The sequence below is a fragment of the Micromonospora sp. RTP1Z1 genome (assembly GCF_033804685.1).
GTDB lineage: Bacteria > Actinomycetota > Actinomycetes > Mycobacteriales > Micromonosporaceae > Micromonospora.
Genome location: NZ_JAPFQV010000027.1, coordinates 1 through 13555 on the forward strand (window position 1 = coordinate 1; position 13555 = coordinate 13555).

The 13555-nt window shown below is 73.6% G+C and carries 20 protein-coding genes; 16 read left to right on the plus strand and 4 right to left on the minus strand.

Features of this window, described 5'->3' with window-relative positions:
- The 4 genes from SLP03_RS15435 to SLP03_RS15450 all read left to right on the plus strand — a co-directional run.
- Positions 1 to 1108: SelB C-terminal domain-containing protein (locus SLP03_RS15435; protein WP_319461280.1), on the plus strand; the 1108-nt coding region annotated here is incomplete at its 5' end.
- A gap of 54 nt (positions 1109 to 1162) precedes the next feature.
- Positions 1163 to 1360, plus strand: a complete 198-nt coding sequence (locus tag SLP03_RS15440; RefSeq protein ID WP_089014379.1) for a hypothetical protein — start codon at positions 1163 to 1165, stop codon at positions 1358 to 1360.
- A gap of 45 nt (positions 1361 to 1405) precedes the next feature.
- Complete coding sequence (locus SLP03_RS15445; protein ID WP_319461281.1) at positions 1406 to 2683, plus strand: hemolysin family protein; 1278 nt, start codon at positions 1406 to 1408, stop codon at positions 2681 to 2683.
- 80 nt (positions 2684 to 2763) lie between these two features.
- Complete coding sequence (locus tag SLP03_RS15450) at positions 2764 to 2940, plus strand: hypothetical protein (RefSeq protein ID WP_319461282.1); 177 nt, start codon at positions 2764 to 2766, stop codon at positions 2938 to 2940.
- 3 nt (positions 2941 to 2943) lie between these two features.
- On the opposite strand, the gene SLP03_RS15455 is transcribed toward SLP03_RS15450, so the two are convergent.
- Complete coding sequence (locus tag SLP03_RS15455) at positions 2944 to 3597, minus strand: hypothetical protein (RefSeq protein ID WP_319461283.1); 654 nt, start codon at positions 3595 to 3597, stop codon at positions 2944 to 2946.
- Between the two features lie 136 nt (positions 3598 to 3733).
- On the opposite strand from SLP03_RS15455, the gene SLP03_RS15460 reads away from it, so the two are divergent.
- Positions 3734 to 3937, plus strand: a complete 204-nt coding sequence (locus tag SLP03_RS15460; protein WP_319461284.1) for a hypothetical protein — start codon at positions 3734 to 3736, stop codon at positions 3935 to 3937.
- Here the strand turns inward: SLP03_RS15460 and SLP03_RS15465 are convergent.
- From SLP03_RS15465 to SLP03_RS15475, 3 genes are all read right to left on the minus strand, one after another.
- The gene (locus tag SLP03_RS15465) at positions 3934 to 4407 is read right to left on the minus strand and encodes a hypothetical protein (protein WP_319461285.1); all 474 of its coding nucleotides are present in this window, start codon (positions 4405 to 4407) and stop codon (positions 3934 to 3936) included. The genes SLP03_RS15460 and SLP03_RS15465 overlap by 4 nt on opposite strands.
- Positions 4404 to 4613 carry a phosphatidylethanolamine-binding protein gene (locus tag SLP03_RS15470; protein WP_319461286.1) on the minus strand — a complete coding sequence of 70 codons (210 nt, stop codon included), beginning with the start codon at positions 4611 to 4613 and terminating at the stop codon, positions 4404 to 4406. The genes SLP03_RS15465 and SLP03_RS15470 overlap by 4 nt, the downstream gene beginning before the upstream one ends.
- Positions 4614 to 4684: 71 nt before the next feature.
- Entirely contained in the window at positions 4685 to 5566 is an 882-nt protein-coding gene (locus tag SLP03_RS15475; protein ID WP_319461287.1) for a universal stress protein, read from the minus strand.
- Positions 5567 to 5694: 128 nt separating this feature from the next.
- Between SLP03_RS15475 and SLP03_RS15480 the strand changes: the two genes are divergently transcribed.
- From SLP03_RS15480 to SLP03_RS15530, 11 genes are all read left to right on the plus strand, one after another.
- Complete coding sequence (locus tag SLP03_RS15480; RefSeq protein ID WP_319461288.1) at positions 5695 to 5820, plus strand: hypothetical protein; 126 nt, start codon at positions 5695 to 5697, stop codon at positions 5818 to 5820.
- Positions 5821 to 6091: 271 nt separating this feature from the next.
- On the plus strand, positions 6092 to 7279 hold the full coding sequence (locus SLP03_RS15485; protein ID WP_319461289.1) for a PP2C family protein-serine/threonine phosphatase: 1188 nt from the start codon (positions 6092 to 6094) through the stop codon (positions 7277 to 7279).
- Between the two features lie 48 nt (positions 7280 to 7327).
- Positions 7328 to 7798 (plus strand): MarR family transcriptional regulator, encoded by a 471-nt coding sequence (locus SLP03_RS15490; protein WP_319461290.1) that lies wholly within the window; start codon positions 7328 to 7330, stop codon positions 7796 to 7798.
- A gap of 324 nt (positions 7799 to 8122) precedes the next feature.
- A complete protein-coding gene (locus SLP03_RS15495) occupies positions 8123 to 8761 on the plus strand; it encodes a CDP-alcohol phosphatidyltransferase family protein (protein WP_319461291.1) in 639 nt (212 codons plus the stop codon).
- Positions 8758 to 9702 carry a DUF881 domain-containing protein gene (locus SLP03_RS15500; RefSeq protein WP_319461292.1) on the plus strand — a complete coding sequence of 315 codons (945 nt, stop codon included), beginning with the start codon at positions 8758 to 8760 and terminating at the stop codon, positions 9700 to 9702. The genes SLP03_RS15495 and SLP03_RS15500 overlap by 4 nt, the downstream gene beginning before the upstream one ends.
- On the plus strand, positions 9699 to 10031 hold the full coding sequence (locus tag SLP03_RS15505) for a small basic family protein (protein ID WP_319461293.1): 333 nt from the start codon (positions 9699 to 9701) through the stop codon (positions 10029 to 10031). The genes SLP03_RS15500 and SLP03_RS15505 overlap by 4 nt, the downstream gene beginning before the upstream one ends.
- Before the next feature lie 10 nt (positions 10032 to 10041).
- On the plus strand, positions 10042 to 10971 hold the full coding sequence (locus SLP03_RS15510; protein WP_319461294.1) for a DUF881 domain-containing protein: 930 nt from the start codon (positions 10042 to 10044) through the stop codon (positions 10969 to 10971).
- 58 nt (positions 10972 to 11029) lie between these two features.
- Positions 11030 to 11410: a glycine cleavage system protein GcvH gene (gene gcvH / locus SLP03_RS15515; protein WP_319461295.1), complete on the plus strand. Its 381-nt coding sequence runs from the start codon at positions 11030 to 11032 to the stop codon at positions 11408 to 11410.
- A gap of 215 nt (positions 11411 to 11625) precedes the next feature.
- The gene (locus tag SLP03_RS15520) at positions 11626 to 12078 is read left to right on the plus strand and encodes an FHA domain-containing protein (RefSeq protein WP_319461296.1); all 453 of its coding nucleotides are present in this window, start codon (positions 11626 to 11628) and stop codon (positions 12076 to 12078) included.
- A gap of 50 nt (positions 12079 to 12128) precedes the next feature.
- Positions 12129 to 12827, plus strand: a complete 699-nt coding sequence (locus tag SLP03_RS15525) for a MerR family transcriptional regulator (RefSeq protein ID WP_319461297.1) — start codon at positions 12129 to 12131, stop codon at positions 12825 to 12827.
- Positions 12828 to 13043: 216 nt separating this feature from the next.
- Complete coding sequence (locus tag SLP03_RS15530) at positions 13044 to 13508, plus strand: bifunctional nuclease family protein (protein ID WP_210778061.1); 465 nt, start codon at positions 13044 to 13046, stop codon at positions 13506 to 13508.
- Positions 13509 to 13555 lie beyond the last annotated feature (47 nt).

Sequence of the window (13555 nt, forward strand, 5' to 3'; positions counted from 1 at the left end):
CGGCCTGCACTCCCTGAACGCCGCGCAGCAGCGGGTGGACGCGCTGGCCCGGGTGGCGGTGAACCTGCGCGGGGTGTCCCGGGACCGGCTCGCCCGCGGCGACGCGCTGCTCAGCCCCGGTCGGTTCCGGCTGACCGATCTGCTGGACGTGCGGCTCGCCGGCGACCCGGCCGCCGACCTGCCGGCCACCCTCACCCTGCATGTCGGCTCGGCCGCGGTGCCCGCCCGGGTGCGGCCGCTCGGCCCCGACACGGTACGGCTGCGACTGGCCCGTCCGCTGCCGCTGCTGATCGGCGACCGGGCGCTGCTGCGCGACCCGGGCCGGCACCACGTCGCCGGCGGGGTGACCGTCCTGGACGTGGCCCCGCCGCCGCTGCGCCGGCGGGGCGCGGCGACCGCCCGGGCGACGGTCCTGGCCGGGCTGGACGGCCGGCCCGACCTCGCTGGGGAGCTGCGCCGTCGGGCCCTGGTCCGGGCCGGTGAGCTGACCCGGATGGGCGTGCCGGTCACCGTCGCGCCGGTGGCCGGGGACTGGCTGGCCGACCGGGAGCACTGGCGCCTCCTCGGCGTCCGGCTCACCGAGGAGGTCACCCGGTACGCGGCGGAACACCCCCTCGAACCGGGGGTGCCGGTGGACGTGCTGCGCCAGCGCCTCGCCCTGCCCGACCGGGCCGTGGTGGAGGCGCTGCTGCGGCCGCCGCTGCGGCTGCGCGCCGGGCGGGTCACCGCGGTGGCGGTCGACGCGCTACCGGAGCCGGTGGCCCGGGCCGTCGACCGGGTCCGCGCCGAGTACGGCGACCGCCCCTTCCAGGCCCCTGAGACGCACCGACTCGGCGACCTGGGGCTCGGCCCACGGGAGATCGGCGCCGCCGTCAGGGCCGGCGTCCTGCTGCGGGTGGCGGAGAACGTGGTGCTGCTTCCCGGCGCGCTCGACGATGCGGTGCGGGTCCTCGCGCGCCTGCCGCAGCCGTTCACCCTCAGCGCCGCCCGGCAGGCCCTGGACACCACCCGCCGGGTCGCCGTGCCGCTGCTGGAGCTGCTCGACCGGCGGGGCGCCACCCGCCGGCTGCCCGACGACGCCCGCGAGGTGGTCGCACCGCCGGGCTGACCGGCGCCGACGAAGACGACCCGCCCGGCCGGCGTGGTCGCCTACCGTGACGCCATGGACCCTTCGGCGGTCTGGCGGGACAAGCAGCACCGATGGCGGATTGAGGCGTACCGGGCACCGGACCTGCGCTTCGCCATCTTCGCCACCAACGGCACCACCGAGTCGGCGCCGCTGTGGCTGTTCGGGATGGCCGCGCTGGCGCGATGGCTGATGACGCATGCGATCTCCCTGGACGACCTGGAGAACGACTGACCGGGTGCCCCGGCGGCGTGCGGCGGTGGAGCGGGAGGGGGTGCGATGGCCGGTCAGCTCGCCCTGGTGGCCGTCCTGGTCCTGGTCAACGCGGCCCTCTCCGGCAGCGAGATGGCCCTGGTGACGTTGCGTGAGGGGCAGCTGCGGCGGCTGGGTCGCTCGGGTCGGACCGGTGTCCGGCTGGCCCGGCTGGCCCGGGAGCCGAACCGCTACCTGGCCACCATTCAGCTCTACATCACCCTGGCCGGCTTCCTCGCCTCGGCGGCGGCTGCGGTGTCGCTGGCCGAGCCGTTGGTCGGACCGCTGGGTTTCCTCGGCGGCGCGGCGCACGCCGTGGCGGTGCTGCTCGTGACGGTGGCGCTCACCTTCGTCACGCTGGTGGTGGGCGAGCTGGCGCCGAAGCGGCTGGCGATGCAGTGGGCGGAACGGTGGGCGCTGCTCAGCGCCGCCCCGCTGGACCTGCTGGCCCGGCTGTCCCGGCCGGCGGTCTGGCTGCTCAGCCGCAGCACCGACCTGCTGGTCCGGCTCAGCGGCGGGGACCCGCGGGCGCGTCGGGAGGAGGTGACCGAGGAGGAGCTGCGGGAGATGCTGGTCAGCCAGCGTGGCCTCTCCGCGCAGCAGCGGGAGATCCTTTCCGGGGCGTTCGACATCGCCGGCCGTACGCTGCGGGAGATCCTCGTCGCGCGCCGCGACATGACGGTCCTGCCGGCGTCCGCGCCGGCGACGGAGGCGATGCGACGGCTGGCCGCCGCCGGCCGCTCCCGGGCCCCGGTCGTCGGCCCGGGCGGCCTGGACGACGTACGCGGCGTGCTGCACATCCGCGACCTGGTCGACGCCGGCGACACCACCGCCGGCCAGCGGGCCCGGCCGCCGTTGCTGCTGCCCGGGACGCTCCCGGTCGCCGACGCGATGCGCCAGTTCCGCCAGCGTCACGAGCAGCTCGCCCTGGTGGTCGACGAGTACGGAGGCATCGACGGCCTGGTGACCATGGAGGACCTGCTGGAGGAGGTGGTCGGCGAGCTGTACGACGAGACCGACCGGGACGTGAGCGGGGTGGTCCGGGAGCCGGACGGCGCGCTGCTGCTGCCCGGCGACTTCCCGCTGCACGACCTGCCGGACGTCGGGGTACGGCTGACCTTTCCGCTGTCACGGGACTACACCACGGTCGCCGGCCTGGTGCTGGCCCGGCTGGGCCGGGTGCCCACCGGGGCGGGGGAGAGGGTGCGCCTGCCCGGGCTCACCGTCGAGGTGGTCGAGGTGGCCGACCGGGCGGTACGCCGGGTGCGGCTGCGCGGTCCGGCCGCCGGCTGCCGGCAGGAGTGACCCGGACGGGGGAATCGGCCGGAAAAGCCGCATAACGGGTGCGGATGGGCCGTACCGTGCGGAACGTGAAGGACCGAGGCATGCGGACGTTCATCGCCGTGCTCGCCGGGCTCGCGGTGATCTACTTCGGCGCCACCGGGCACCGGAGCAGCGGCCAGGAGGGCGGCGGGATCTCCGGCGGGGTGGTGCTGCTCGCGCTGCTCGCCGCGGTGCTGGTGTGGCACCTGACCAAGCCCGGGGACAGGCCGGTCAAGTGACGCTCAGCGGGCCGCCGCGCTCCGGCTGACCTCGCCCGCCGACTCCTCGTCCAGCGCCACCCGGACCAGCGCCGAGGCGAGCCGCCCGAAGTCGGCGTCGCCGACCAACCCGGCCAGCCCGCCCGGGTTCGCCGGCAGCCCGAGCCGCTTCGCGCCGGCGAGGGCCCGCCGGTCGGCGTACGGGCGCACGTCCGGCCAGACCGTCTGGGCCTCGCGCAGGAAGATGTCCGCTCCGGTCGGGCCGATCCCCGGGAACTCGGTGAGCAACCGGCGCAGCACCGACGGGTCGCCGTCGGCCTCCCGGTGCATCCGGCGCAGATCCCCGTGCCAGCGGTCCAGGCAGAGCCGGGCGCCGCTGCCGAGCATGGTGGCCGTCCGCTCGTCGTAGCGGCGGTAGTGCCCGCGGCCGAGCGCGTCGACCCGGTCCTGCCAGCCCGCCGCCTCCATCGCCTGCGGCGTCCGGTAGCCGGCCGCGAAGAGCTCCCGGGCGGCGGCGAGCGCAACCCCGGCCCGGATCCGGGTGCTCAGCAGGGTGGTGAGCACGAGCAGCTGGTACAGCGGTCCGGGGCGGTCCGCCAACCGGATTCCCGCCTCCTCGGCGTACGTCCGGCCCTGCCGGTCCAGCAGCACCCGCGCCACGTTCCGATCGTCCCGCATCCCGGCGGTGTACCCGCCCCGCGCCGGGCCAGACCCCCGACCGTGCCCCCGACCCGGAATGCGTCCGACGGCGGCGGGTAACCGGCACAGGTGCGCGGCCGACGCCGCGTGCCGTCCACTCGGAAGGAGCAAGCCCGTGACGAACGTGCAGCAGCCCGAGATGCGCCGGAACGGGAACAACCCGACCGTCCAGGACAGCAAGGGGCCCGGCGTGGGCCATCCGCACAAGGGCGGGACGTCCCAGGCCGACCGGGGACGACCCACGCCGAAGGGTCAGGTCTCGCCGTACGGCCCGCCGGCTGGGCCGGTGGCCGACGACGAGAGCGACGCCCGGGGCTAACGCCCCGGGCCCGACGGCCGCAGCCGCCTCCAGGTGGCTGCGGCCGTCGTTCCGTACACCAGGTGCGGAACGATGTCGGACAGCCAGTCGGTGCGCCGCCACGTCCGCGGATCGGTCACGCCCAGCACGGTCATCGAGCCGTCGGTGGTGGCCATCACGCCACCGCCGAGCAGGCTGGCCGCCACCGGCAGCGGGATCCGCCGGCGGGCCAGCAGCAACCCGAAGGCCGCCCCGGCCGCGATTCCGGTGGTGTACCCGAGCAGAGCCCCGAGGCCCGAGCGGCGGTTGGCCGCCCGGTCCTCGGGCCCGAGGTCGACGTGTGCCACCCCGGCCAGCCGGCCCGCGGTCTCGTCCGGGGTGCTGCTCGCCGGGCGGGCGCGGGCCACCATGTCGAGGTAGCTGACGATGTTCAACGCGGCGGTGCCCACCGCACCGGCGATGGCGCCGTCGACCAGTTCCCTCGTCTTCACTTCGGGTCGCCGGGTTCGCGCTCGCCCTTCGGGCCGAACGTCCGTTCCCCCCGTACGATGCCCCGTTGGCCGCGGTCGTCCTGCAGGATCCGGTTGGCGACCTGGTTCGCCTCCTGGTCCGACGCCCGCCCGGACTGCTCGATCAGATCGCGCAGCCGCGCCCGTTCCTTGTCGTACGCGCTGCTGCCCGGCCGTGGTCCTGGCATCGTTGCCTCCTCCTGTAGACGTGCCCGGGACGTCTACCCGGCGGCGTCGGGGTCATTCGTGCCGGCGACGCTCAGGCGGGGGAGCGGACCACGGCGACCGGGCACGCGGCGTGGTGCAGCACGCCGTGGCTGACCGACCCGAGGAGCAGCCCGCCCAGCTCGCTCCGGCCCTGACCGCCGACCACCAGCAGCTGGGCGTCGCGGGTCGCCTCGGTGAGCGTGGCGACCGGCCGGCCGTGGACCGCGGCGCGGGTGACGGGCACCTCCGGGTACCGCTCGGTGAGCCCGGTGAGCGACTCGGCGAGCACCCGGTCCTCCTCGCCGCGCAGCTGGTTCTCCTCGTAGACCAGGGGTTGCATGTCGCCCGGCCCGCTAGAGGTCGGGTGGGTGTAGGCGTGCACCGCATGGAGCCGGGCGCCGCGCACCGCCGCCTCCGCCACGGCGAACTCGACCGCGGCGCGGGACAGCGCCGAGCCGTCCACCCCGACCACCACCGGCCCGGCCGCGTGGTCCTCGCCCCGGGCCACCAGCACCGGGCAGTCCGCATAGGACGCCACCTGGACCGCCACCGAGCCGACCACCAGCGCGGCGAAGCCGCCCAGGCCCCGGTCGCCGAGCACGATCATGGTGGCGGTGGGGGACTCGCCGAGCAGCACGGCGGAGGCCTCGCCGTCGATGATCTCCCCGGAGACCCGCAGCCCCGGCGCCGCCCCCTCCGCCTCGGCCACCGCCGCGGCCACCAGCTCCTGGGCCTGGTGTCGCAGGCCCCCGCCGGGCGGTCCCTCCGTGAGGGGGCTGACCGGTACGCGCAGCAGCGGCCAGATGAAGCCGTGCACCACCCGGAGCGGGCGGTGCCGGCGGGCCGCCTCGGCCGCCGCGAGGCGCACGGCCCGCATGGCCGGCTCCGAGCCGTCCACGCCGACCACCACCGCCGCGCCGTTCGCCGAGTTCACCGCTGCACCTCCTGGCCGCCGGACGCCCGCGGCCAGTATCGCGGCCGGCGGCCGTTCATGGGCCGATACCGCCGGAGCCGACCGGTGGGTACGCTGTCGGCCATCGCCCGAGGAAGGGAGCCTCGTCGATGGCCGAGCCCGACCAGCCGAGCACCGCGCGGATGATCGACTTCTGGCTCGGCGGCGAGCACCACTTCCCGGTCGACGTGGCCGGGCCCCCGCCTTCGAGGAGGCGTACGGCCCCCGCGCGGTGATCTTCCGTTCGCTGCGCGCGTTCCTCGGTCGGGCGGTCCGGTCGATCGGCGCCGCGGGGGTGGACCGCTGCCTTCTACGGCGCGGTGGCGACGAAGCCGGCCGACTGACGGCGCCCCCGCGGTCCTCCGCCGCTCGACCGCGGGTCCACCGGAGCGCCCGGTGGGTGTGCCGGCGCGTCCCTCGGCCGCCGGTCGGAACCGGGCGTCCGCGATGTCAGCCGACCTCCGTATGATGCTTGCCCCAGAGCAATAATCGTCCCGGAGGATGCACATGCCGGATGCGGCCGGACAGGTGTCGCGCGCCCTGCGCCTGGCCCCGCCCGACCAGTTGGCGGAGGCCGCCGACCGGGCGATCCGTGCGGCGGTGGGGGCGTCGCGCACCGAGGTGTTCATCGCCGACTACCGGTTCAGCGGGCTCTGGCCCCTGCTCGACCCGCAGCTGCCGGGCGCCGGCTACCTCTCCTGTCAGGGCGTGGCCCAGCGCTGCTTCAGCAGTCAGCAGCCCGTGCTGGACGCCGGCGAGGACGGCCGGTGCAGGGCCTACCTGCCGCTGTCGGTCTGGGGCGAGCGGCTCGGCGTGCTGCTGGTCGAGCTTCCCGCCCACCCGGACCCGGCGGCGGTGAAGGTGGCCCAGGAGATGGCGGGCGAGCTGGCGGTGGCGCTGCGCGCGGCCGACCGGGAGACCGACCGTTACCGCCGGGCCCGTCGTCGGGAGCGGCTGAGCATGGCCGCCGAGATGCAGTGGGACCTGCTGCCCGGGCGCAGCGTCACGCACGGCACATTCCTGCTGGCCGGCCAGCTCGAACCGGCGTACACCGTCGGTGGTGACCACTTCGACTGGTCGGTCGACGGCGACCGGCTCACCGTCACCGTGCTCAACGGCGCCGGCAACGGCCTGGCGGCCGCACTGCTCACCGCGGTCACCGTGAACGCGATGCGCAACGCCCGACGCTCCGGCGGGAGCCTGGTCGAGCAGGCCGAGCTGGCCTCGGACACCATCTTCTACCAGCACCGGGGCAGCCGGCACGTGGCGACGCTGCTGCTGGAGCTGGACACCCGGCGCGGCGTGGTCAAGGCGGTGGACGCCGGCTCGCCGCACGTGCTGCGGGTGCGTGGGGGCACGGTCACCCCGATCGCCCTGGAGCAGCAGCTGCCGCTGGGCATGTTCGCCGAGACCCGGTACGACGTGCAGGAGTTCGCGGTGGAGCCGGGGGACCGGCTCTTCGTGGTCAGCGACGGCGTGTACGCCGCCGAGCCCGCTGGCCAGGAGCCTTACGGGGAAAGGGCCATGGCGCGATCGATGCGGTCCACTCGGCTGCAACCGGCGACCGAGGCAGTTGGTACGGTGATGCGCGAACTGCACGCGTACCACGCCGACGCGGATCTCCGTGACGACGCGGTCGTCGTATGCCTGGACTGGCGCGGTTCCGGCCCCCCGGACGACGGATGCGAGCGGTGACCGGACCGGCGGGGCGAACACGAGCGGGACGATCGCAGGGGACATCGGGTGGAGCGACCTCCGAATCTTGCCGCAGCCATCGATGCGGCTGCTGAGGCGCTCGTCGGTGTGCTCGACTCGGCGACCTCCCGGCACACCGTCAGCGTCTCGCCGACCCAGCTGCGGGTGCTCTCGCTGATCATCGCCCACCCGGACACCAACGTGAACCGGCTGGCCGAGCTGCTGGACGTCGTGCCGTCGTCGGCGAGCCGGCTCTGCGACCGGCTGGAGGCGGTCGGTCTGGTCCGTCGGGTGGCGGACCCCCGCGACCGGCGTGAGGTCCGGCTGATTCCGACCGCGGCGGCGGAGACGCTGCTGCGGGAGCTCAACGACCGGCGGCACCAGGCGGTGCAGGCGGTCCTCGACCGGATGCCCAACCGGGTGCAGCACGAGCTCCTGCTGGCCCTGCTCGCGTTCAGCCAGGCCGCGGCGATGTCGGCGCCGCAGACCGGCACCGATTCCGCCGCCCGCACCGCCTGACGGCTCCCGACCGGCCCAGCCGGGGGTCGAGCTGGTCCCATCACTCAGCTAGTGTCCTAGGATGCCTTACGGGTAGTGCCGGGCCGCACAGAAACAGAAAGCTGAGCGACGACGCAAGCAGCCGTCCGAGCCACACGAGAGGGCCCGATATAGTGGCAGCGCAACTCACCGGCCCACGATCCACTCGATCGTGGGCCGCATCGGGGGAGGTCCCAGCCCGGGATCGCAGAGGGCGCCGGCCCTGACCGGCCGGCAACGCGCACGTTCCTCCGCAGCGGCCGACCACGGTCGGCCGCCGGACGGTGCTGCGAAGGGAGGGGTTCGGTGTCGCGTCGCCCGGCTCGCGCGGAGCGTTCGACTTCCGACGGTACGGCGGTCGTGGGGGACCGCGTCCTCACCCTGCCGAACGTGATCAGTTTCGTCCGCCTGGTCGGCGTACCGCTCTTCCTCTACCTCTTCCTGGTCGTCCGCGCGGACGTGGCGGCGATCGTGGTGCTCGCCATCGGCGGCACCAGCGACTGGGTGGACGGCTGGATCGCCCGTCGACTGCACCAGGTCAGCCGGCTGGGAGAGCTGCTCGACCCGCTCGCCGACCGGCTCTACATCCTGGCCACGCTGCTGGCGTTCACCGCGCGGGAGGTGGTGCCGTGGCAGTTCACCGGGGCGCTGCTGGCCCGTGAGCTGCTGCTGCTCGGGTCGCTTGCGGTGCTGCGCCGGTACGGCTACGGCCCGCCGCCGGTGCACTACGTGGGCAAGACCGCCACCTTCCTGCTGCTGGCCGCCTTCCCGATCCTGCTGCTCGCCGCGGCGGCGCCGGGCGCGGCGACCGTGGCCGGCGCGATCGGCTGGGGTCTGGCCTGGTGGGGGCTGGTGCTCTACTGGGTGGCCGGCGCGATGTACGTGGTGCAGGCCAGCCGCCTGGTCCGCGCGATGCGCGCCCCGTCCGGGGGTGCGCCGGCATGAGTTCGACCCCCCGCGACGGCCGGGACCCCTCGGCCCGGGTGTACGCGCCGGACTTCCTCACCGACCTGTTCCGCAACCCCCTCGACCCCGGGTACGCCGACGCGGCGGCCCGCCGTCGGGAGGTCCCGCCATCCGGTCTGCGGCGCTGGGCGGCCCGCCCGGTCACCATGGTGGTCGTGGTGGTGATCGGGTTCCTCTTCTCCGTCGCCTACCGGGAGACGATTGCGGAGGAGCCGAGTCGGGCGAAGGCCCGCGTCGGCCTGATCGCCGAGATCAAGCAGCGGGAGAGCGAGACCGACCGGTTGACCGCGCGCGCGGACCAGTTGCGCGAGGAGGTGAGCCGGCAGCGGGACGCGGCGCTGAGCGGCTCCCAGGCGTCCCGGTTGCGCAACCTGGAGGCGGGCACCGGCCTGCGTCGGGTGCGGGGTGACGGTGTGGTGGTGCGGTTGGCCGACGGCGCCGGGGACAAGGACGCCGTGACCGGCGCCGACGGGGGGCCGTCCCGGGTGTTGTACTCCGACCTGCAGAAGGTGGCCAACGCGTTGTGGGCGGCGGGCGCGGAGGCGGTCGCGGTCAACGGGCAGCGGTTGACCGCGACGTCGACCATTCGCTCGGCGGGGGAGGCGATCCTCGTCGACTACCGGCCGGTGACGGGCCCGTACGAGGTGGCGGCGATCGGTCCGGGTTCGATGAAGGGCCGGTTCGACGACAGCCGCGCGGCGAGCCTGATGCGGGAGGTCGCGCGGACCACCGGCCTGTCGTTCGGGGTGAAGGAGGCCGAGGGCCTCACCCTGCCGGCCGCTCCGCAGCCACGGCTACGCTACGCCGAGCCCTCGGTCAGTCCGAGCCCGTCGCCGTCGGGTTCGGGCGGCGCGGGTTCGACCAGTCCCGGGCCGTCCGGCTCGGGGACCTCTCCCAGCCCCCCCGGAGGTGGCCGATGATCGCGGTGCTGGCGTTGCTCGCCGGTGTGATCCTCGGGGTGTACCTCGACCCCACCGTGCCCGCTGCGTTGCAGCCGTACCTGCCGATCGCCGTGGTGGCCGCGCTCGACGCGGTGTTCGGCGGGGTCCGAGCGAAGCTCGACCGGATCTTCGACGACAAGCAGTTCGTGGTGTCGTTCATCTCGAACGTGCTGGTGGCGGGTCTGATCGTGTACCTGGGTGACCAGCTGGGGGTGGGCGGTCAACTCTCCACCGGTGTGGTGGTCGTGCTCGGGGTGCGCATCTTCGGGAACGTGGCGGCGATCCGTCGCCACCTGTTCCGGGCGTAGGTTTGTGGCGATGAGCGACGAGCACAGGGAGACCGGGACCGGTTGGCCGGCGGCGGAGCCGAAGCGGCCGAAGGGGCCGGCGGGTGAGCCGGATCCGCGGCCGGACGCGCCGGATCCCGACGAGTTGAGTCCGCTTGCGCCGGACGAGCCGGCGGAGCGGGAGGCCGACGTGCCGGCGAGCCCCGAGGCCGAGCCGGAGGGGTCCGCGCCGGCGGCTCGTCCGGTGGCGGACGGGTCGGGGAAGCGGCGGCTGACGTCGGCGGGAGCCATGATCGTTGTGTTGCTGGCGTTGCTGGGCTTCACCCTGGTGGTGCAGTTGAAGACGACCTCGACGGACCCGACGCTCGCGGCGACGCGGGAGGAGGACCTGGTCCGGATCTCGTCGGACCTGGATTCCCGGGAGCGGCGGCTGCGGCAGGACATCGAGGCGTTGGAGGAGAGCCAGCGGCAGCTGCGCTCGGGTGAGCAGGGTCGGCAGGCGGCGCTGGAGGAGGCGACGCGGCGGGCCGACGAGCTGGGCATCCTGGCGGGCACGTTGCCGGCGGTCGGGCCGGGGCTGTCGGTGCAGTTCGTGGGGAGCGGGAAGGCTATCTCGTCGACGCGGATCCTCGACGCCGTGGAGGAGTTGCGGGGCGCGGGCGCGGAGGCGATGCAGATCTCCGGTTCTGACGGGACCGCGGTGCGGATCATCGCGTCGACCTATTTCGTGGACGCGGACGGCGGTGGCCTGGTGGTGGACGGGCGGCGGTTGAGCGGCCCGTACACGATCCTGGTGATCGGTGATCCGGCGACGATGCGTACGGCGTTGAACATTCCCGGCGGGGTGGTCGCATCGGTCAACGATGCCGCCGGTACCGTGAACGTCGAGGAGCGTGCGACTGTCGAGGTTTCGCAGCTGCACGCGCCGATCAAGCTGGAACACGCCCGTCCGGTTTCCTGAACCGGGCGCGGCTCGCGCCGGAACCCCCCGGTGCACCGATGGATGAAGGACGCAGCTGGTGATTCCTGAGGATCTGCGGTACACCGCCGAGCACGAGTGGGTGGTCGGTGGCGACGGCGGCGCCGTCCGGGTCGGCATCACGCACTTCGCGCAGGACGCCCTGGGTGACATTGTGTTCGTCCAGTTGCCGGACGAGGGTGCGGTGGTGGCGGCTGGTGAGCCGCTGGGTGAGATCGAGTCGACGAAGAGCGTGTCGGAGATCTACGCCCCGATCAGTGGGACGGTGGCGGCGCGCAACGAGGCGCTGGGCGACGCCCCGGAGGCGATCAACACGGATCCGTACGGTGCGGGGTGGTTGTTGGAGATCACCCCGGATGATCCGGCGGCGGTCGAGGGTCTGCTGACCGCTGGCGCGTACCGCGAGCTCACTGAGAGTTGAGTGTCGTCCGGGCCGCGGGGGTTGTCTCCGCGCGTCCGGTTGCCCTGCATTTCGGCGCTGGCTAGGCTCGCCCAGTCGACCGAGAAACCCAATAGTTGAGCGTTGTGGAATGCGCCTTCCCGGGCACGGGGAGCCAGCCGCCGGGTGTGTTTGCCCGGCGGCCAGACCCACCATTCACCCCGACGCCGACCGAACAGATCCGTGAGGTGGTCCGCATGACGCGCCCAGACGACGAGTTCCCCCCACTCGACGTCACTTCGACGTTGAATCTCGGTGCGCTCGACGAAGTGCTGGAGGGTCCGGACACCGATGTGGTGCCGAGCCGGATGGCCCCTCAGCTGCCTCCGGGAATGGCGTTGCTGGTGGTTCGCCGGGGCCCGAACGCGGGCGCCCGGTTCCTGCTGGATCACGATGTGACGACGAGTGGTCGGCACCCTGACAGTGACATCTTCCTCGACGACGTGACGGTGTCGCGGCGGCACGCCGAATTCCACCGTGACGGTGGCACGTTCACTGTGCGGGACGTCGGCAGCCTGAACGGCACTTACGTGAACCGGGAGCGGGTCGAGGCGGCGACGTTGAGTAATGGTGACGAGGTGCAGATCGGCAAGTTCCGGGTGGTGTTCATCGCCGGTCCGCGCCCGGAGGAGGAGGCCGGCCGGGGGTGAACGAGCCTGCGGCTTCGACGCCGCCCGGGGCGGCCGGGTCCCATCCGCCGATGAGTATCGGTGAGGTGCTGGGGCAGCTGCGGGCGGAGTTCCCGGACGTCACGATCTCGAAGTTGCGGTTCCTGGAGACCGAGGGTCTGGTGGAGCCGCAGCGGACGCCGGCGGGGTATCGGAAGTACAGCTGGGACGACGTGGCGCGGTTGCGGTTCGTGTTGACCGCGCAGCGGGACCAGTATCTGCCGTTGCGGGTGATCCGTGACCAGCTGGCGGAGTGGGACGCGTCGGGTGGTGGTTCGGGTCGGCAGCGGCCGACGTTGGTGGCGGTCGGTCCCGGTGGTGAGGTGCCGGGTCGGGAGCAGGAGCCCGTCGAGTCGTCGCAGGTGCGGCTGGGGCGGGCGGAGCTGATCTCCCGGAGTGGGATCGACGAGTCGACGTTGGGTGAGTTGGAGCGGCTCGGTGTGCTGGTGTCCGATCCGGCGGGTTGGTTCGACGCGGACGCTCAGATCATCGCGCGGGCGGTGGCGGGGCTGGCGGCGTACGGGCTGGAGCCGCGGCATCTGCGGGGGTACCGGACGGCGGCGGATCGGGAGGTCGGTCTGTTCGCGCAGTTGGTGGCGCCGTTGGCCCGGCAGAGTGATCCGGCGGCGCGGTCCCGGGCGGCGGAGACGGCGCGTGAGTTGGTGATGTTGTCTCAGCAGTTGCACGCGGCCCTGGTGCGGGTGGGGTTGCGGTCGACGTTGGGTCGGTGAGGCGGGTCGGGCGTCGTGGCGGCGTCCGGCCCGGTCCACTTGGTGGTGGACGAGGGAAAGATCTGCCCCGGGAAGCGTGTCGTAGGCTTGCCGGGGTAACGCCGTTCTGGCGAGAAGCGTGGTGCACGTAGCGCATGGGACTCTCGTGTCGCGGTCCGTGTACCGTGCAGGGAAGGGCGCGGTGCGGGCGTAGGTGACAACGACACGGAGGCGGCGGTGCGCGAGCTGAGCGTGGTCGGAGTTCGGGTGGAGCTGCCCAGCAACCAGCCGATCGTCCTGCTGCGGGAGGTCGAGGGGGACCGCTACCTGCCGATCTGGATCGGCGCGGTCGAGGCTACGGCGATCGCCTACGAGCAGCAGGGGGTCAAGCCGGCCCGGCCGTTGACGCATGATCTGCTGCGGGATGTGCTGGCGGCGTTGAAGGCGCCGTTGCGGGCGGTGGAGATCATCGAGTTGAAGGAGAACGTCTTCTACGCCGATCTGCTGATCGGGGACGGTGTGCGGGTGTCCGCGCGGCCGAGCGATTCCATTGCGTTGGCGTTGCGGGTCGGGGCTCCGATTCGTTGTGCCGAGCAGGTCCTCAGCGAGGCGGGGATCGTGATCCCGGATGAGCAGGAGGACGAGGTGGAGAAGTTCCGCGAGTTCCTGGAGCAGGTGCGGCCGGAGGATTTCGCGGGCTGATTCCGGTCCTGGCCGGGTGGTGGCCCGCGATCTGACGTCACGGTGGG

Excerpts from the sequence above, each read along its gene's own strand:
- SLP03_RS15500 (WP_319461292.1), top strand. The coding sequence starts at position 8,758 with ATGAGTTCGACCCCCCGCGACGGCCGGGACCCCTCGGCCCGGGTGTAC.
- SLP03_RS15480 (WP_319461288.1), top strand. The coding sequence starts at position 5,695 with ATGGCCGAGCCCGACCAGCCGAGCACCGCGCGGATGATCGACTTCTGG.
- SLP03_RS15485 (WP_319461289.1), top strand. The coding sequence starts at position 6,092 with ATGCCGGATGCGGCCGGACAGGTGTCGCGCGCCCTGCGCCTGGCCCCG.
- SLP03_RS15505 (WP_319461293.1), top strand. The coding sequence starts at position 9,699 with ATGATCGCGGTGCTGGCGTTGCTCGCCGGTGTGATCCTCGGGGTGTAC.
- SLP03_RS15445 (WP_319461281.1), top strand. The coding sequence starts at position 1,406 with ATGGCCGGTCAGCTCGCCCTGGTGGCCGTCCTGGTCCTGGTCAACGCG.
- SLP03_RS15520 (WP_319461296.1), top strand. The coding sequence starts at position 11,626 with ATGACGCGCCCAGACGACGAGTTCCCCCCACTCGACGTCACTTCGACG.
- SLP03_RS15525 (WP_319461297.1), top strand. The coding sequence starts at position 12,129 with ATGAGTATCGGTGAGGTGCTGGGGCAGCTGCGGGCGGAGTTCCCGGAC.
- SLP03_RS15440 (WP_089014379.1), top strand. The coding sequence starts at position 1,163 with ATGGACCCTTCGGCGGTCTGGCGGGACAAGCAGCACCGATGGCGGATT.
- SLP03_RS15470 (WP_319461286.1), bottom strand. The coding sequence starts at position 4,613 with ATGCCAGGACCACGGCCGGGCAGCAGCGCGTACGACAAGGAACGGGCG.
- SLP03_RS15510 (WP_319461294.1), top strand. The coding sequence starts at position 10,042 with ATGAGCGACGAGCACAGGGAGACCGGGACCGGTTGGCCGGCGGCGGAG.
- SLP03_RS15450 (WP_319461282.1), top strand. The coding sequence starts at position 2,764 with ATGCGGACGTTCATCGCCGTGCTCGCCGGGCTCGCGGTGATCTACTTC.
- SLP03_RS15455 (WP_319461283.1), bottom strand. The coding sequence starts at position 3,597 with ATGCGGGACGATCGGAACGTGGCGCGGGTGCTGCTGGACCGGCAGGGC.